General features: G+C 73.8%; 1 protein-coding gene. It reads left to right on the top strand.

From position 1 onward, the window contains the following. Nucleotides 1-8: 8 nt before the first annotated feature. On the top strand, nucleotides 9-20,543 hold the full coding sequence (locus J8N05_RS22855; RefSeq protein ID WP_210885413.1) for a non-ribosomal peptide synthase/polyketide synthase: 20,535 nt from the start codon (nucleotides 9-11) through the stop codon (nucleotides 20,541-20,543). Nucleotides 20,544-20,604 lie beyond the last annotated feature (61 nt).

Genomic DNA, 20,604 nt, shown 5'->3' with positions numbered 1-20,604 from the left:
GGCAGACCATGACGTCTTCGAAGCGAGACCGCACCAACGCACTGCCCCAGGACCTCCAGGAGGCGATGCGCCGCCTCGCCGGCCGGGCCGCCGCTACCCGACAGGGCATCCCGCACGCCGGCCGCTCCCGGCCGCTGCCTCTGTCCTTCGCCCAGCAGCGGCTGTGGTTCCTGGACCGGCTGCGCCCCGGCGACGCCCGCTACAACAGCGCCGTCGCCCTGCGCCTGAGCGGCCCGCTGGACCACACGGCCCTCTCCCGCGCCCTGGACACCGTCGTCGAGCGGCACGAGGCGCTGCGCACCACGTTCGAGGAGAGCGACGGACGGCCCGCGCAGACGGTACGACCGGCGGCCCCGGTCCCGCTCCCGGTGACCGACACACCGCCGTACGCGCTGGAGGCGGCGCTGCTCGCGGAGTACGAGCGCCCCTTCGACCTGGGCGCCGGTCCGCCGCTGCGCGCGCTGCTCCTGCGCGAGTCGGACACCGCGCACACCCTTCTGCTGACGGCCCATCACATCAGCACCGACGGCTGGTCGATGGGGATCGTCCTGGAGGAACTGTGCGCCGCGTACGACGCCTTCGCCGGAGGCGTGACACCTGAGTTGGCGCCGGTGGCGACGCAGTACCCGGACTTCGCGGTCTGGCAGCGAGAACGGCTCTCCGGCCCACGGCTGGAGCGCCAACTCGGCTACTGGTCGCAGCAGTTGTCGGGAGCCGTCGCCTCCCGGCTGCCGCTGGACCACACCCGTGACGGCGAGGAGTCCGGCGCGGGCGCCGTACGCACCTTCACCGTGCCCGCGGAGACCACCGCACGGCTGCGGGAACTGGCGGCCGAGCAGCACAGCACGCTGTTCACCTCCCTGGTCGCCGCCTGCCAGGCCCTGCTGGCCCGCTGGTCCGGTCAGGACGACATCACCATCGGCTCCCTCACCCCGGGCCGGTCCCGCACCGACCTGGAACGTACCGTCGGCTTCTTCGCCGACACCGTCGTCCTGCGCACCCCCGTGGACTCGGACGGCTCCTTCCGCGACCTGCTCGGGGCTGCCGCGACCACGGTCAACGACGCCTTCGCGCACGGCGACACGCCGTTCGAGCGGCTGGTGGAGGCGGTGGGGGTGACCCGCGAGGCGGGCCGCAACCCTCTGTTCGACGTGATGGTCCTCCTCCACCCGGCACCGCCCACGGCTCCCGCCCTGCGCGACCTGACTGCCTCACCGGTCGTGGTGCCCCGGCGGGCGGCGACCTTCGACCTGAGCGTCGAGTTCGTCCCCGACGGGGACGGGCTGACCGGTCTGCTGGAGTACCGCACCGACCTCTTCGACCCGGCCACCGCGGAACGGATGACCGACCAGCTGTCACGCACTCTGGAGGGCGCGGCGACCGCGCCGGACCGACCGCTGGGTTCGCTGTCCCTGCTCGGTCCGGACGAGGCCCGGCGGATCACGGAGGAGTGGAACGGCACCGCGTTGGCCGTCCCCGCCATCACCTGCCCCGAACGCTTCGCCCGGCAGGCGGAGCGCACCCCGCAGGCCACGGCCCTGGTCGCGGGGGAGGACCACCTCGACTACGCGACGCTCAACGCCCGGGCCGACCGGCTCTCCCGCCACCTCATCGCCCGGGGCGCCGGCCCCGAACGCCTGGTCGCGCTCCGCCTGCCGCGCACCGCCGACATGATCGTGGCGATCCTCGCCGTCTGGAAGTCCGGCGCGGGCTATCTGCCCCTGGACCTCGCCCTGCCGGAGGAGCGCGTCCGCTACCTGCTCGACGACGCACGGCCCGCGCTGGTGCTGGACGAGGCGGCGTTGCGGGCGGTGCGGGAGATGGGGCCCGGCGCGCTCTCGGACCCGGGCGCCGACCGGGCCACCGCGCCCCCCGACCCGGACTCCACCGCGTACGTCATCTACACCTCCGGTTCCACCGGGCGGCCGAAAGGCGTCGCCGTGACGCACCGGTCGCTCGCGCATCTGCTGGCCGCGCATCGCGAGGGCTTCGTCGCGGATGCGGGCGGGGGGCCGTTGCGGGTGGCGCTGACCGCGTCGTTCTCCTTCGACACCTCGCTGGAGGGTGTGCTGCTGATGGCCGACGGCCACCCGCTGCACCTGGTCGACGAGACGACCCGGCTCGACGCCGCCGCGCTGGTCGAGTACGTCGTCGAGCACCGCGTCGACTTCCTCGACCTGACCCCGTCGTACCTGGGTCAACTGCTGCCCGCCGGACTGCTCACCGATCCGCGGCACCACCCGCGCGTCCTGATGCTCGGCGGTGAGCCGATCGGCCCCGCCCTGTGGCGCGAGTTGGCCGGACACCGGGACGTGGCCGCGTACAACTTCTACGGGCCCACCGAGTGCACGGTCGACGCCCTGGCCTGCCGTATCGAGGGCGAAGGGCGCCCCCTGGTGGGCAGGCCCCTGCCCAACGTCCGCGCGTACGTCCTCGACGACCGCCTCCGGCCCGTGCCGCCCGGCGTCGGCGGGGAGCTGTACCTCGCGGGCGAGCAGGTCGCCCGCGGATACAGCGGCCGGCCCGGACTGACCGCCGCGCGCTTCCTCGCCGATCCGTTCGGCCCGTCCGGGACCCGGATGTACCGCACGGGCGACCTGGCCCGCTGGACCGCCGACGGACGTCTCGACTACCTCGGGCGCGCCGACGACCAGGTGAAGGTACGGGGCCACCGCATCGAGCCGGGCGAGATCGAGGCAGCCCTGCTCAACCTGCCGGGCCTCACCGGCGCCGCGGTCGTCGCGCTCCCCGACACGCACGGCCATCTGCGGCTCGCCGCCTACGTCGTACCGGCCGCGGGCGCCGAACCGCCCACCGCCACGCAGTTGCGGGCCGCCTGCCGACGGGTCCTGCCCGACCACATGGTGCCGTCGTCGTTCACCGTGCTCGACGCGCTGCCGCTGACCACCAGCGGCAAACTGGACCGCCGTGCCCTGCCCGCCCCCGACCTCGAAACGGCCCCGCGCGAACGGGAGTTCGTCGCACCGCGCACTCCGGACGAGGAGACGCTGGCCGCAGTCTGGGCAGAAGTGCTGGGCGTCACGCGCGTCGGTGTCACCGACAACTTCTTCGAACTCGGCGGCGACTCCATCCTCAGCATCCAGGCCGTCTCCCGCGCCCGCGCCGCCGGTCTGCGCCTGACCTCGCGGGACGTCTTCCGCCACCAGACCGTCGCCGACCTGGCCGCCGCCGCGTCCCGCCGTACCGCCGACACGCCCGCGCCCCGACGGCCGCGCGAGGACGGGCCCGCCCCGCTGACCCCGGTCCAGGAGTGGTACGCCGCCACACACGGCGACCGGGACGGCCGTCTGCGGCCCTTCAGCATGTCGATGCTGCTCGACCTGCCGTACGACGTCGATGAACCCGCCCTGGAACGCGCCGTGGAAGCGCTGGTCACCCACCACGCGGCGCTGCGTACGCGCTTCGCCCGCGACGGGAAGCCCGGCGACGGGACCGGCGGGACCGGCGGGACCGGCGGGACCGGCGGGACCGGTCGGACGGGAGAGACCGGCGACACCTGGCGGCAGCACCTCGGCGAGGGACCTGCCACCGGTCTGCTGACCCGACACGACCTCTCCACCGCCGCGGACTGCGCGGCGGCCCGCCTCGCCGCCGCCGACACCGCCCGCGCCGCCCTCGACCCGGCGACCGGCGCCCTGCTCCGCGCCGCACTGCTCCTGCCTCCCCCCGGTGGACGCCCCCAACTGTTCGTCACCGCACACCATTTGGCCGTGGACAGCGTGTCCTGGCGCATCCTGCTCGGCGACCTGCGGCAGGCCTACCGGCAGGCGGCAGCGGGTGAGACGATCCAACTGGAGCCCGTTGCAACGGAGTTCACCGACTGGGCCGCTCACCTCTCCCGCCTCACACGAACAGGCGCCCTGGACGACGACCTGCCGCACTGGACCACGGAGGCCGCCCAGCCCCGTACGCCGCTGCCGGTGGACCGTCAGGGAACCCCGCTCGCCGGAACCGTCCGCACCGTCCGCACCCAAGTGGACCGCGCCACCACCGAGGCATTGCTGCGCCGGGTGCCCGCCGCCTACCGCACGCAGGTCAACGACGTCCTGCTCGGCGCGTTGAGCAGAGTCCTCGCCGACTGGACGGGCGCCGAGCGGGTGACCGTCGCCCTGGAGGGCCACGGGCGCGAGGATGCGATGGCCGGGGACGTGGACCTGTCCCGCACGGTGGGCTGGTTCACCTCCCAGTACCCCGTCACCCTCACCCCGGCCGGAACGCCCGCCGAACCCGACTGGGGCGGCACCCTGAAGGCCGTCAAGGAACGGCTGCGGGCCGTGCCCCGGCGCGGACTGGGCTACGAGGCGCTCGCCCGCCTGGGCTCGCCCGACCCGGCCGCCCGTGCCCTGCGCAAACTGCCGCTGCCCCAGGTGTGCTTCAACTACCACGGCCAGTGGGACACCACCGCCGGAACGGACTTCGCGCCGGCCGCCGACGTACCCGGCCGGGACATGGCCGCCGACGAACCCCTCGACCACCTGCTCGACATCTCCGCCGTGGTCGCCGACGGCGAGCTGGAGATCACCTGGCACTACAGTGACCAGGTCCACACCCCGGACACCGTAAGGGAGTTGGGGCAGGGCATGGTCGCGGCGCTGACCGCGATCGCCGAGCACTGCGCCCGGCCCGGCGCGGGCGGCCGCACCCCCTCCGACTTCCCTCTCGCCCGTCTGGACCAGGCCGCCGTGGACCGCCTCGTCGGCGACGGGCGAGCGGTTGAGGACCTGCTCCCGCTCACCCCGCTCCAGGAGGGCATGCTCTTCCACCGTCTGGTCGGCGGCGCCGACGACGTGTACGTGGACCAGGCCGCCCTGCTCCTCGACGGCGTGGCCGATCCGCACACGTTCGGCCTGGCCTGGCAGCGGGTCACCGACCGCACACCCGCGCTGCGGACCTCCGTGGTGTGGCAGGACGTGCCCGTACCCCTCCAGGTCGTGCACCGGCACGTACGGGTGCCCCTCACACAGCTCGACTGGCGGGACATCGACGCGGGGGAGCGCACAGACCGCTTCGACCGGCTCCGCGCCGACGACCTCGCACACGGCATCGACCTCGCGTCGGCGCCCCTGATGCGGCTCACCCTGGTCCGGCTGCCCGACGCCCGGCTGCACCTGCTGTGGACCTCCCACCACCTCATTCTCGACGGCTGGAGCCTGGCCCAGGTGCTCACGGAGGTGTGCGAGGAGTACGCGGCGCTCACCGCCGGCTACGAGCCGAGCCCGCCCGTGCGCCGGTCCTTCGCCGACTACGTGCGCTGGCTGGCCGACCAGGACGCCGGGGCCGCGCGTGCGCACTGGCGCGAGACGCTCGGCGGCTTCGCCTCTCCCACGCCGCTGCCCGTCGACCGGCCCCTGACCGGCACGCACGAGAGCCGGTCGGCGGACGTCCGCACGGCCGAGCTGTCCGACGCGGTGTCCGCGACACTGGCCCGCACCGCGCGCGACGCCGGACTGACCGTGAACACCGTGGTGCAGGGCGCCTGGGCGCTGCTGCTGGCCCGCCACAGCGCCGAGCCGGACGTGGTGTTCGGCACGACCGTCTCCGGCCGCCCCGACGAACTGCCGGGCGTGGAGTCGATGGTGGGCATGTTCATCAACACCGTGCCCACCCGCGTCCACGTCGACGGCCACCGCCCGGCCGCCGACTGGCTGCGCGAACTCCAGGACGTACAGGCCGAGTCGCGGCGGTTCGCCGCCGCTTCGCTGGCCGAGCTGACCGCGTTGAGCGATGTGCCGTCCGGCACCCCGCTCTTCCACAGCATGGTCGCCTTCGAGAACTATCCCTTCGACGCGGCCCGCACCTCCGGCTCCGGAGTGCGGCTGGTGGACGTCGCCTCCCGGGACGCCACCAACTACCCGCTGGTGCTGCGCGCCTACCAGGGTGAACGGCTCGGCTTCGACCTGGCCTACGATCCGGAGCTCTTCGACGCCGCGACGGTTCGGGCGCTCGCCGACCGCCTCCGCCTGCTTCTCACGGAGTTCGCGGAGCATCCCGACCTGCCGCTGCGCGCCCTGGCCTGGACGACCGCCGAGGAACGGCGGCGCATGCTGGTCGACTTCAACGGCACCGAGCACGGCCGGCCGACGGACACCCTGGTCGATTTGTTCGAGGCCCGGGCCGTCCGCACCCCCGACGCCCCCGCCGTCACCTGCGGCACCGATCACCTCGACTACGCCTCGCTCGACGCGGCGGCCGGTCGCCTCGCCCACCGGCTGGCCGCGTCCGGCGCCGGACCCGAGCGGTTCGTGGCCCTCGGCCTGCCCCGCTCCACCGACCTCGTCGTGGCGGTCCTCGCCGTCCTCAAGACGGGCGCCGCCTATCTGCCCATCGACCCGAATCTCCCCGCCGAACGCGTCGCCCGACTGCTGGACGACGCGGCCCCGGTGACCCTGGTGACGACCACGGAGACTGCGGAAGGCGTGCAGGGCACCGGTGTTCCGGTCCTCGTACTGGACGCCCCCGACGTACGGGCCGACCTCGCCCGCCGCCCCGCCACCGGACCCGTGCCGGCCCGCCGTCCCCTGCCGGAGAGCCCCGCCTACGCCATCTACACCTCCGGCTCCACCGGCCGCCCCAAGGGCGTGGTCGTGCCGCACGCCAACGTCGTGCGCCTGTTCAGCCGCACCCACCACTGGTTCGGCTTCGACGAGTCGGACGTGTGGACCCTGTTCCACTCCTACGCCTTCGACTTCTCCGTCTGGGAACTGTGGGGCGCCCTGCTGCACGGCGGCCGGCTCGTCGTCGTCCCCGACGACACCGCCCGCTCCCCGGAGGACTTCCTGCGGCTGCTCGCCGACGAACGGGTCACCGTCCTCAACCAGACCCCGTCGGCTTTCTATCCACTGGTTCGCGCGGATGCCGAACACCCCGAACTCGGCGCCCGACTCGCCCTGCGCACGGTGGTGTTCGGCGGTGAGGCCCTGGACGTCGACCGCCTCGCCGAGTGGTACGCACACCACTCCGACACCGCGCCACGCCTCGTCAACATGTACGGCATCACCGAGACCACCGTGCACGTCACCTACGAGCCGCTGGACCGCACCACGGCCCGTACGGGCGCCGTGAGCCCCATCGGCACCGGCATACCCGACCTGCGGATCTACGTCCTCGACGACGACCTGGCGCCCGTACCGCCCGGAGCCGTGGGCGAGATGTACGTGGCGGGGGAGGGCCTGGCCCGCGGCTATCTCGGGAGGCCGGGGCTGACCGCCACGCGCTTCCTCGCCGATCCGTTCGCAGCGTCCGACCCGTCAGTGGCGTCCGACTCCTTCGCGGCGCAGGGGCGGCGGATGTACCGCACCGGCGACCGGGCCCGCCGACGGGCCGACGGAACTCTGGAGTACCTGGGCCGCGCCGACCAGCAGGTGAAGATCCGCGGCTACCGCATCGAACCCGGCGAGATCGAGGCCGCCCTGCACACCCACGCGGGCGTCGGTGCCGCGGCCGTGGGCGTGTACGAGGACGGCTCGGGGACGCGCCGACTGGTGGCCCACGTCGTCGGCCGGGGCGGCACGGAACAGCCGGACGTCAACGAGCTGCCGGATGCCACCGAACTCTCGGATGCCACCGAGCCGCCGGACGCCATCGAACCGCCCACGGCCACCGAACTCCGCGCCCACCTGGAACGGCTGCTGCCCGCGCACATGGTGCCCGCCGCCTACGTGCCGATGGCGGCCCTGCCGCTGACCGTCAACGGCAAACTCGACCGGCGCGCGCTGCCCGCTCCCGGACCGGACGGCTTCGCCACCGGCACCGAGCGCGTCGCGCCGCGCACGCCCGCCGAGCGTGCGGTGGCCGCCGCCTGGGCGGACGTCCTCGACACCGACGAGGTGGGAGCCGACGACGACTTCTTCGCCCTCGGCGGCGACTCGATCCTCGCCGTCCGGGTCGTCTCCCGGCTGCGCGCCGCCTTCGGTACGGAGGTCTCGCCCCGGCTGCTGTTCACCCACTCGACGCTGTCCGCCCTGGCCGCCGAACTCGGCGATCCGGCGCCGCAGCACGGCACCGCACCGGTGGACGTCATCCCGGCGGACGTCATCCCGGCCGTGGACCCGGACACGCCGGTGCCGCTGGCGTACGCGCAGCAGCGGCTGTGGTTCCTCGACCGCTTCGAACCGGGCAGCACCGAGTACACGACCCTGTCGGTACTACGCCTGCGCGGCCCGCTCGATCCCGACGCGCTGCGCGTAGCCCTCGACGGACTGGTCGCCCGGCACGAGGCGCTGCGCACCACCTTCGTGGAAAGCCGTCAGGACGGCCAAGCCCGGCAGATCGTCCACCGGCCGTACCCGGTGGACCTGCCGCTGGACGACCTCACCGGCGCCCGCGACCGCCTGGACGCCCTCATCGAGAGCGAGGCGTCCGTCCCCTTCGACCTGGGCGCCGGACCTCTTCTGCGGGCCCGCCTCGTGCGGCTGGCCGAGGACGAGCACGTCCTGGTCCTGGCCGTCCACCACATCGTCACCGACGGCTGGTCGGCCGGTGTGCTGGGCCGGGACCTGGGCGAGCTGTACACGGCCGCCCGCGAGAGCCGCGCGCCCCGACTGCCGCATCTGCCCGTGCGATACGCGGACTTCGCGGCCTGGCAACGCGCCCGCACCGACGAGACCGACCGACAACTCGCCTACTGGCGGGCCGCGTTGGACGGGATCACCCCGCTGGAGCCGCCCACCGACCGGCCGCGTCCCGCCGTACGTGGCCGGGAAGGCGCCCTGGTGACCTTCACCCTCCCCGCAGCGCTCACCGAGCGGCTGCGGGAGACGGGCCGCGACGCCGACGCCACCCTCTACATGACTCTGCTGACGGCCTGCACGGTCCTGCTCTCGCGCTGGGCCGATCAGGAGGACATCACCGTCGGCACGGTCACGGCGGGCCGCGAACGGTCCGAACTCCACGACGTGGTCGGCATGTTCGTCAACACCCTCGTGCTCCGCAACCGGGTCAAGCCCGGACTGTCGTTCCGTGCACTGCTGGAACGGGTCCGTGCCGGCGTCCTGGACGCGTTCGCCCACCAGGACGTGCCCTTCGAGAAACTGGTGGATGCCCTCCAGCCCGAGCGGGACACCAGCCGCACCCCGCTCTTCCAGGTGATGGTGGCGCTGCACAACCTGGGCGCCGGGAACCTCGACCTGCCGGACCTGGACGTCGAACCGCTCACACCCCCGATCCGGTACGCCGCCTACGACCTCGCCTTCGATTTCGTCGAGAACGACACGAGCGACGGTGGCTTGACCGGCTATCTGGAGTACGACACCGGGCTGTTCGACGCCGACACCGCCGAACGACTCGCCGTACGGCTGCGGTTGCTGCTGGAGGCGGCGGTGGAGGAACCGCAGCGGGACGCCCGCGCGCTACCGCTGCTGACAGCCGCCGAACAGCGCCAGGTCCTCGACGAGTGGCAGGGCGGGCAGCTTCCCGTGCCGGGCAGCGACTTCCCCGCCCTGTTCGAGGCCCAGGCGGCCCGAACCCCGTACGCCACCGCCCTGGTCGCCCGGGACGGCACGCTCACCTTCGCGGCTCTGAACGAGCGGGCCGACCGGCTGGCCCATCACCTGATCGCGCTGGGTGTCGGCCCGGAGCGCGTGGTCGCCGTGCGGCTGCCGCGTACCTCGGAGCTGCTGGTGGCCGTGTTCGCCGTGCTCAAGGCGGGCGGCACCCTGCTCTGCGTCGACCCGGACCTGCCCGAGGAACGCGTCGCCTTCCTCGTCGAGGACGCCGAGCCGCACACGGTCCTGACGTCCGACACCCTGCGCGGGACGCCCTGGGACGAACTGCCCGCCCACGACCCCACCGACGCCGACCGGCTCGCTCCGCTGCACCCGGAGAACGCCGCGTACATCATCTACACGTCCGGCTCGACCGGCCGCCCCAAGGGCGTCACGGTGGAACACCGCCACCTGGTCAACCTCTGCCACGACCACCGGGAAGGACTCGTCGCCCCGCACACCGCCGACGGACGACGCATCAAGGCCGCGCTCAGCGCCTCCTTCTCCTTCGACACCTCCTGGGAGGGACCGCTGCTGCTCGCCCTCGGCCAGGAGGTCCACCTCGTCGACGAGGACGTACGCCTGGACCCGGAGGCGTTCTGCGCCCAGATCGACCGGCGGGAACTGGACCTGGTGAACGTCACCCCGTCCTTCCTCCGTGAACTCACCGCCGCCGGACTCCTCGCCCCCGGCCGCCACCATCCGCGGCTGCTGCTGGTGGGCGGCGAGGCGGTCGGCTCCGACACCTGGGCCGAACTGCGCGCGGCGCAGGACGACTTCGGCGTCACCGCGTACAACATGTACGGACCCACGGAGACGACCGTCGACGCCGTCTACGGTCGCTGCGCCGACCACAGCGAACGTCCCGTCATCGGCCGACCGGGCCGCAACCTGCGCGCCTACGTCCTGGATGGCGCTCTGCGCCCCGTGCCGCCCGGCGTACCGGGCGAGCTGTATCTCGCCGGGGCGCAGGTCGCGCGCGGCTACCTGAACCGGCCGGGCCTCACCGCCACCCGCTTCATCGCCGATCCGTTCAGCACGTCTGATCGGTACGGGGCGTCTGATCGGTCCGAGGCGTCCGGTCCGGCGGGGGCATCCGCCGTCGTCACGGCGCCGGGGGAACGGATGTACCGCACCGGCGACCGGGCCCGGTGGACCGTGTCAGGGGCGCTGGAGTTCCTGGGCCGGGTCGACGAGCAGGTCAAGATCCGCGGGTTCCGTATCGAGCCCGGCGAGGTGGAGGCGGCGCTGCTCGCGCTGCCGGACGTCACCGACGCCGCCGTGACCGCCCGCGAGCACGCCGGGCGCACCCTGCTCGTGGCTTACGTCGTGCCCGCCGGGGAGCAGACCCTCTCCACCCCCTCCGCCGACGAGCTGAGGGTCCGGCTGCGGCGGACCCTGCCGGACCACATGGTGCCCACCGCGTTCGTGCCGCTGGCCCGCATACCGCGCACCAGCGGCGGCAAGACCGACCGCCGCGCACTGCCCGCACCGCCAGCCCGGCCCGACAGCGGCACACCGTACGTGGCACCCCGCCCTGGCATCGAAGAGCGGCTGGCCGCCATCTGGGCCGAGGTGCTCGGCGTGGAGCGGGTCGGCGCGCGGGACAACTTCTTCGCGCTCGGCGGCGACTCCATCCTCAGCATCCAGATCGTCTCCCGCGCCCGCCGGACGGGCCTGTCCCTGACCACCAAGGACGTCTTCCGCCACCAGACCGTCGCCGAACTCGCCCTGTGCGTCGCCGAGTCGACGCCCCGACCGACGTCCGGCACGGACGACACCCCGCCCGGTACGGACGGCACCTCACCCACCGAGGCCCCGCTGACACCGATCCAGCACTGGTACCTCGACCACCGGCGGCCCGGTGACCCGCTGCGGTTCACCATGACCCAGCGCCTGGAACTGGCCGTCGGCACCGACCTGTCCGCGCTGGAGCAGGCGGTCGACGCCCTCGTGAGCCGTCATCCGGCCCTGCGGACCCGCTTCCGGCACACCGAGGACGGCTGGCGCCAGCAGGTGCAGCCCCAAGCACCGCACACCGTGTTCACCCGCTACGACACATCCCACCTGGACGCCCCGGAACTGGAGGCACAGGTGCAGCGCGCGGCGGACGCCGCACAGAGGACGCTCGAACCCACCGAGGGCCGGGTCGTACGCGTCCTGCTCTTCGACCGGGGCCCGGAGCGACCCGCTCAACTGCTCTTCACCGTCCACCACTTGGCCGTCGACGGCGTCTCCTGGCGCATCCTGCTCGGTGACCTGGAGGCCGCTCACAGCGCCGCCGAGGCCGGGCGTCCGCTCGAACTCGCCCCGGCAGGCACCTCGTACGGCCGCTGGGCCCAGCGATTGGAAGAGCACACGCGCTTCGGTGGCCTGGACGCCGACCTGGCGCACTGGACCCGTACCGTCGCCGTCCCCGCCGACCTGCCCGCCGGGCGACCGGGCCCCAACACCCATGGCACCGCCGCCACCGTCACAGTGACGCTCGCGGCCGAGGAGACCGAGGCGCTGCTGCGCCGGGTGCCCGAGGTCTATCGCACCCAGGTCAACGACGTACTGCTCAGTGCGCTCGGTCGCACGCTGTCCCGCTGGTGCGGGCGTGACACGGTCCTCGTCGGGGTGGAGGGGCATGGCCGGGAGGACCTGTTCGACGATGTCGACCTGTCCCGGACCGTCGGCTGGTTCACCGCCGAGTTCCCCCTCGCCCTGACCGTCGAGCCCGATGCCGACTGGCGCACCACCCTGCGCTCGGTCAAGGAGCAATTGCGCGCGGTGCCGCTGCACGGTCTCAGTCACGGCGCCCTGCGCCACCTCCTGCCGGACAGCCCGCTCGCCGACGCCCCCCATCCGCGGGTCGGCTTTAACTACCACGGGCGCTGGGACGCGGGCAGCGGCATCGAGGACGGTTTGTACCGGGCGGCGGCGCTCCCGTCGGCCGGCCGCGACACCGACCCCGACGAGACCCGCCCCTACCTGCTGGACATCACGGGCGTCGTCCAGGAGGGACGGCTCGAACTCGGCTGGACCTACCCGGCGGCCGTCTACGACGAGTCCACCGTGCGGCACCTGGCCGAGCAGATGTGCGCGGCGCTCCGTGCCATCGTGGCCCACTGCGCGGAGCCGGACGCGGGCGGCCGTACCCCCTCCGACTTCCCCCTCGCCGATCTCTCCCAGCAGCAGCTCGACCGGCTGGTGGGCGACGGACGGCACGTGGCCGACGTCCTGCCGCTGACACCCCTGCAGTCAGGCATGCTCTTCCACCAACTGGTCGACACCGCCGGGGCCTACTTCGACCGTACGGCCGTACGGCTGACGGGAGTCGGCGATCCGAGGGCGTTCGCGGCGGCCTGGCAGCAGGTCGTCGACCGCACCTCGGTCCTGCGCACCGACGTGCACTGGCAGGGCCTGCCGCACCCCGTCCAGGTCGTCCACCACCGGGTGGACCTGCCCGTCACCCACCTGGACTGGCGGGCCCTGACCCGCGAGGAGCGCGCCGCCGCGACGGAGCGGCTGCTCGCCGAGGACCGCGCGGCGGGCATGGACCTGACGGCCGCGCCGCTCACCCGGATCACCCTGGCCGCGCTGCCGGGCGACGAGGTCCTGCTGTTGTGGTCCTCCCACCACCTGATCCTCGACGGCTGGAGCACCGGGCAGCTGCTCACCGAGGTGTGCGAGCGGTACGCCGCGCTCACCGGCGGCCGGGACGGCGCACCGCCCGTACGGCGGCCGTTCGCGGACTTCGTGCGCTGGCTGCGGGAACAGGACGAGGGCGCGGCCGAACGCCACTGGGCCGACACCCTCACCGGTGTCACCGAGCGCACCCCGCTGCCGTACGACCGCACCCCCGCCGAGGCGCACCGGGCGCGGTCCGGCGAGTCCGTCCACCACGAGCTGGCCGAGGACGTGTCACGGCGGCTGCGCGAGACGGCCGCGCGCGCCGGACTGACCGTCAACACCGTCGTGCAGGCCGCGTGGGCGCTGCTGCTGGCCCGCTACAGCGGGCGCGACGACGTCGTGTTCGGTACGACCGTCTCCGGCCGGCCCGCCGAACTGCCCGGCGTCGACACGATGATCGGCATGTTCATCAACACCGTACCCACCCGGGTACGGGTCCGGGGCGACGGCGTCCTGGACTGGCTGCGGGGCCTTCAGGAGGCGCAGAGCGAGGACCGGCGCTTCGACTTCCTCTCCCTCGCCCGTATCCAGGCACTGACCGAAGTCCCCTCCGGCCAGGCCCTGTTCGACAGCATGGTGGTGTTCGAGAACTACCCGGTCGACGAGTCCGCCGCCACCCGCACGGGTGTGGGCGTGGCCGAGGTGCGCGCCGACGACGCGACGACCTTCCCGCTCTGCCTGCGCGCGCATCTGAGCGACCGGCTCGGCTTCGACCTGGCGTACGATCCCGCCTTCTTCGACCGCGTGACGGTGGAACAGGCGACGGCTCGCCTGGCCACGCTGCTCACCCGGTTCGCCGACGGCATCGACGGCATCGACGGCGGGGTCGGCGCAATCGACCCGCTCACCGCCGAGGACCGGCGCCTGCTGGACGAATGGAACACCACCGCCCGCCGGGTGGAGCCGCGCAGCCCGGTGGACCTGTTCGCCGAGCAGGCCCGCCGCACTCCGGACGCGCCCGCCCTGGAAGACGTCGACCGGCGGCTGACCTACCGCGACCTCGCCGACTGGTCCGACCTGGTGGCCTCCCGGCTGCTCGCCGACGGCCTCGCCCCCGAGGACGGGGTGGCCCTGCTCATGGACCGCGGCGCCGAACTCGTCGTCGCCCAGCTCGCGGTCCTCAAGGCGGGCGGCGCCTACGTGCCCGTCGACGGCCGCGCCCCCGAGGAGCGGCGCCGGACCATGCTCGCGCAGGCGAACGTCCAGGCCCGGCTCACCGCCGAGGACGTCGCCGCGGCCCGCCACGCACCCCTGACGGGCCCCGCCGCGGTGCCGGCACATCCCGACCGGCTCGCCTACGTCATGTTCACCTCCGGGTCCACCGGTCTGCCCAAGGCCGTGGCGGTACGCCACCGCGACGTGGCGTCACTGGCCACGGACAGCCGTTTCGCCGACGGCGTGTGCGCCCGCGTGCTGCTGCACTCCCCGGTCGCGTTCGACGCCGCCACCTTCGAGGTGTGGGCACCCCTGCTGACCGGCGGCTGCGTGGTCGTGGCCCCCGGACAGACGGTGGACGCGGCGCTGCTGCGACGGCTGATCGGTACGGGTGCGCGCGCCGCGGCCGACGGACCGGTCGGACCCGTCGGTGACGGCGGGCGCGCTGAGACCGCCGGGCGTTCCAGCGACCCCGGTCTGACGTCCATATGGCTGACCGCCGGTCTCTTCCGGCTGCTGGCGCAGGACGCGCCCGGCTCCTTCGCCGGGCTGCGCCAGGTGTGGACCGGCGGCGACGTGGTCCCCGCGGCGGCCGTACGGCGCGTGCTGGCCGCCTGCCCCGGGCTGACCGTGGTGGACGGCTACGGACCGACCGAGACCACCACCTTCGCCACCTCCCACGCCCTCGACGACGCGGCGGCCGTACCCGACACCGTCCCCGTCGGCAGGCCGCTCGACGACAAACGGGTCCACGTCCTGGACACGCGGATGCGCCCCGTCCCGCCGGGCTGCGCGGGTGAGCTGTACATCGCCGGCGAGGGCGTGGCACGCGGCTACCTCGGCCGCCCGGGCGAGAGCGCACGCCGCTTCCCCGCCGACCCCCTCGGACCGCCCGGCGCGCGGATGTACCGCACCGGGGACCTGGCCCGGCGCCGCCCGGACGGCACGGTCGAGTTCCTGGGCCGCGCCGACGAACAGGTCAAGATCCGCGGGTTCCGGGTGGAGCCCGGCGAGGTGGCCGCCGCGCTGACGTCCCACCCCGACGTCGCGGACGTGGCGGTGGTGGCCCGCGAGGACCGCCCCGGCGCCCGCCGCCTGGTCGCCTATGTCGTCGGCCCGGCCGGACACGACCCGGACGAGCTGAGCGCGTACGCCCGCCGCACGCTGCCCGACTACCTGGTGCCCTCCGCGTTCGTCGCGCTGACGGCCCTCCCGCTGAGCGGCAACGGCAAGGTGGACCACGCCGCCCTCCCGGCTCCGGAAGGGGACACCGGCCCGGGACGGGGCACGCGGACCGCACCGCGCACGGAGGCCGAACGCCGGACCGCCGACGTCTTCGCCGATGTGCTGGGCGGCCTGCCGCCGGGCGTGGAGGACGACTTCTTCGCGCTGGGCGGCGACTCCATCCTCAGCATCCGCCTGGCCTCCCGTCTGGCCGAGGAGTTCGGCACCACCCTCTCGCCGCGGGCCGTGTTCACCCAACCGACGCCCGCCGCGCTCGCCGAACTGCTCACCGGGGACCGGACCGCGGACGAGAAGGGCCCCGTCATCGCGCCGGTGGCCCGGGACGCGACGGCACCGATGTCGTACGCGCAGCAACGCCTCTGGTTCCTGGAGGAGTTCGCACCCGGCGGCACCGAGTACGTCACCGCACTGGCGCTGCGCCTGCGCGGCCGGCTCGACATCCGCGCTCTCGCGGCGGCCCTGCGGAAGCTGGTGACACGGCACGAGTCGCTGCGTACCACCTTCGACACGGTGGACGGCAGGGGCGTACAGATCGTGCAGCCGCCGCAGGAGGTACCGCTGCCGCTCCACGATCTGTCCGAGCTGCCGGAGGGGGAGCGCACGGCCCGGCTGGAGAAGCGGCTCGCGGCCGACCGCGCCCTGCCCTTCGACCTGCGCGAGGGACCGCTGCTGCGCACCGGCCTGATCCGGCTGGCCGACGACGAGCACGTGCTGACGCTCACGCTGCACCACATCGTCACCGACGGCTGGTCGACGGCCGTCCTCACCGGCGATCTCGCCCACCTCTACCGGGCCGAACTTGACGCGGCCACCGAGCCGTTGCCGCCACTGCCCGTGCAGTACGCCGACTACGCCAGCTGGCAGCGCACCACGAGCGGAAGCGAGGAACAACTGGACTACTGGAAAGAACAGTTGGCGGACATCGAGCCGCTGGACCTTCCTGTCGACCGGCCCCGCCCGCCGATGCGCACCCGGTCCGGCGCGAGTGCCCGGCTGTCCCTGCCGCCCGGCGTCGCACGCCGTCTCGGACAGGTGGGCCGGGACCGCGGAACGACCCTCTTCACCACGCTGGTCGCCGCCGCCCAGACCTTCCTGGCCCGGCTGTGCGGCAGCCAGGACGTCACCGTCGGCACCGTCACCTCGGGCCGGGACCAGGCCGAGATCCAGCACCTGATCGGCTTCTTCGTCAACACCCTCGTGCTGCGCTCGCGGGTCGACGCCGAACGTCCCTTCGCCGAGTTCCTCGACGACGTCCGGCGGACCGTGCTGGACGCCTTCGCCCACCAGGAGGTGCCCTTCGAGCAGGTGGTCGACGAGGTGCGTCCGGTACGCGACACCAGCCGCACCCCGCTGTTCCAGGTGATGGTCGTCCTGCAGAACACCCCGGCCGCCGGCCTCGACGTACCGGACCTTGAGGTGTCCGCCGTCGAGACGGAGCTCCAGCACGCCGCGTTCGATCTCACCCTGGAGTTCGCCGAGGCGGACTCCGGCGGGCTGGACGGCCTGCTCACCTACAACACCGACCTGTTCGACGCGGCCACGGCCGAGCACCTCGCCGGTCAGCTCGCCACGCTGCTGACCGCCGTGGCGGACGACCCGCACCGCTCGCTCGGCGCCCTGCCGCTCGCCTCCGACGACGAGCTGAAGGCCCTGCTGGAGCAGGGGCGCGGTACGGCCCGGCCGGTACCGGTGGCGACACTGCCGGACCTGTTCGCGCGGCAGGTGGCCGCCACCCCCGACGCCGTGGCGCTGGAGGACACCGGACGGCGGCTGTCGTACGCCGAACTCGACCGCGCCGCCGACCGGCTCGCCCACCGGCTGATCGCCCGCGGGGTCGGCCCCGAGGACGTCGTGGCCCTCGCCCTGCCCCGCACCGCCGAGACGGTGGTGGCACAGCTCGCCGTCGCCAAGGCGGGCGCCGCATTCCTGCCCGTCGACCCGAACTACCCCGCACAGCGGCGGGAGTTCATGGTCCGCGACGCGGGCGCCCGGGTGGTCCTCGACGATCGGGCCGCGCTGGCGGAGATCGCGGACATGTGGGGGGCGGGCGGCCCGGACACGGCTCCCGCCGACGCGGTCCGTGTCACCGCCCTCACCCCCGACCATCCCGCGTACGTCATCTACACCTCCGGCTCCACCGGCACCCCGAAGGGCGTCACGGTGACGCACCGGGGCCTGGCGGGCTTCGCCGCGGCCGCCGCCGAACGGTACGCGGCGGGCCCCGGCGACCGGGTGCTCCAGTTCGCCTCACCCAGCTTCGACGCCTCCGTCCTCGAACTGTGCGTCTCCCTCCTCAGCGGCGCCACCCTCGTCACAGGGGAGGAAGGGCCACTGATCGGCGAACGGCTGGCCGAGGTGCTCGCCGAGCGCCGCATCAGCCACACCCTCGTCCCGCCGGCCGCGCTCGCCACCGTGGCCCCGGAGACCGCAGGGCATCTGCCGCACCTGCGCACCCTGATCGTCGGCGCCGAGGCCTGCCCCGCCGACCTCGTGGAGCGATGGGCGCCCGGCCGCCGGATGATCAACTCCTACGGGCCCACCGAGGCCACCGTCGTCGCCACCTGGACCGGCCCGCTGAGCCCGGCGGCCGGCGCCCCGCCGATCGGCCGCCCGGCCGGCACCACCCGCGTGTACGTCCTCGACGCCGCCCTGCGGCCCGTCCCGCCCTGCGTGACCGGGGAACTGTACGTGGCGGGGCCGGGACTGGCCCGCGGCTACCTCCACCGGCCGGGCCTGACCGCCCGGCGGTTCGTGGCCGACCCGTTCGGCGCGGCGGGGGAGCGCATGTACCGCACCGGCGACCTGGTGCGCCGGGGCGCCGACGGTGAACTGCGCTTCGTCGGCCGCGCGGACGACCAGATCAAGCTGCGCGGCTTCCGAATCGAGCCGGGGGAGACGGAGAGCGCGCTTCGCCGCAGTCCGTACGTGCGCGACGCGGTGGTCGTGGTCCGCACCGACGGCACCGACGGCACCGACGGCTCGGACGGCCGGGACGGTCAATCGGCGAATGGGCACGGGCGGTTGGTGGCGTACGTCGTCCCCGCCGCCGCAGCCGACGACGGTGGCAACGGCAACGGCAACGGCAACGGCAATGGCGATGGCGTCGGCCTGCCGGTCGTCGCGCTGCGCGACGGCCTCGCAGCGCTGCTGCCTCCGCACTTGGTGCCGTCCGTGTTCGTGCCGCTGGAGCGGCTGCCGCTGACTCCCAACGGCAAGACGGACCGACGGGCCCTGCCCGCACCCGATCCCGCGCACACCGCTGTCGCGGCCGGCCCGCGCACCGCGCCCCGTAACGACACCGAACGCCGTATCGCGCACGTCTGGACCGACGTCCTCGGCGTGGCGGACATCGGCGTGGACGACAACTTCTTCGTCCTCGGCGGCGACTCGATCCTGAGCATGCAGGTGGTCTCCCGGCTGCGGCGCGAGGGCCTGCATCTGGCCACCCGGGATCTGTTCACCCATCAGACCGTCGCCGAACTGGCCACCGTCGTCGGCACGGTCCCCCAGCACACCGGCGAGGGTCCGGTGACCGGCGCGGTGCCGCTCACCCCGATCCAGGAGTGGTTCCTGAGCACACCACGCGCCGATCACACCCACTTCAACCAGTCGGCGCTGCTGGAACTCGACCCCGCGCCCGACCCCACCGCCCTCGGTGTCGCCCTGGACGCGCTGATGGAGCACCACGACGCGCTGCGCATGCGCTTCACCGAGGACGCCGACGGCTGGCACCAGTTCAATCCGCCGCCGGGAGGGCCGGGAGAGTCGGTAGAGAGCGACGAACTCCTCGTCCGGTACGACCTGTCGGGCCTGCCGGCGGAAGAGGCGGACACGGCCATGAAGAAGGCCGCCGACGCTCTGCACACCGGCTTCGACCTGAGCCGGGGCCCGCTGCTGCGGGCAGCCCTGTTCACCGGCTTCACCGCCGCGGACGCGTACGCGGACGGGCCGGGGGACAGGCCTGCGGACGACGTGTCGGCGGGCGGAACACAAGGGGCGGTCTTCCTCCTCTTGGTCGCCCACCACCTCGTCGTGGACGCCGTGTCCTGGCGCATTCTCGCCGACGACCTGGAAGCCGCCTACCGGCAGGCCGTACGCGGTGAGCCCGTCCGTCTGGGGGAGCGCACCACCTCGTTCCGCGACTGGGCCCACCGACTCGCCGGACACGTCGCCGACGGCGGCCTGGACCATGAACTGGCCTACTGGGAGGACGCCGTGACCGTCGGACAGTTCTCGGACGCGGCATCGTCCGGCGCCCCGGCCGCCCAGGAGGCCGGCTCGTTCACCGTCGAACTGGGGGAGGAGGACACGGAGTCCCTGCTGCGCGCCGCACCGGCCGCCTACCGCACCCGCGTCAACGACGTCCTGCTGGCCGCGCTGGCCCTCGCGCTGGCCCGCTGGACCGGAAGCGAACGCGTCCGCCTCGACCTCGAAGGGCACGGTCGCGAGGACCTGCTCGACGACGTCGATCTCTCCCGCACGGTCGGCTGGTTCACGACCATCCACCCGGTCGTCCTCCAGGTCTCCGAACCGGACCGCCCCGGGCCCGCCCGGAACTGGCGTTCCCTCGTGAAGTCGGTACGCCGCCAACTGCGTTCCGTGCCCGGCAACGGACTGGGCTTCGGCGCCCTGCGTACCTTCGGGCCCCCGGAGGTACGCGAACGGCTCGGCGCGGCCGCACACGGGCAGGTCGTCTTCAACTACCTCGGCCAGTGGGACGCCCGCCCCGCGGCCCCGGACGGCGGCCTCGTACGGACCGAGCACGGCTCCTTCGGCCAGGACCACGACCCCCGGGACAGTGGATCGCATCCGCTGGAGGTGGTCGGCGCCGTGCGGGACGGACGCTTCGCCTTCACCTGGCAGCACCACTGCGGGACGTACGACCCGCAGACCGTGCGCCGCGTCGCCGGCGACTTCGCCGAGGCACTGAGCCACATCGCCCGGCACGCGAGGGAGAGCCTGTGACCCCAACCCCAACCCTGACCCGCTGACCCGCCGACTCCACCCACGACCGACTCCACCCACG

The organism is Streptomyces liliiviolaceus, from assembly GCF_018070025.1.
In the GTDB taxonomy this organism is placed as follows: Bacteria; Actinomycetota; Actinomycetes; order Streptomycetales; family Streptomycetaceae; genus Streptomyces; species Streptomyces liliiviolaceus.
This window is presented reverse-complemented; position numbering and strand designations above follow the sequence as displayed.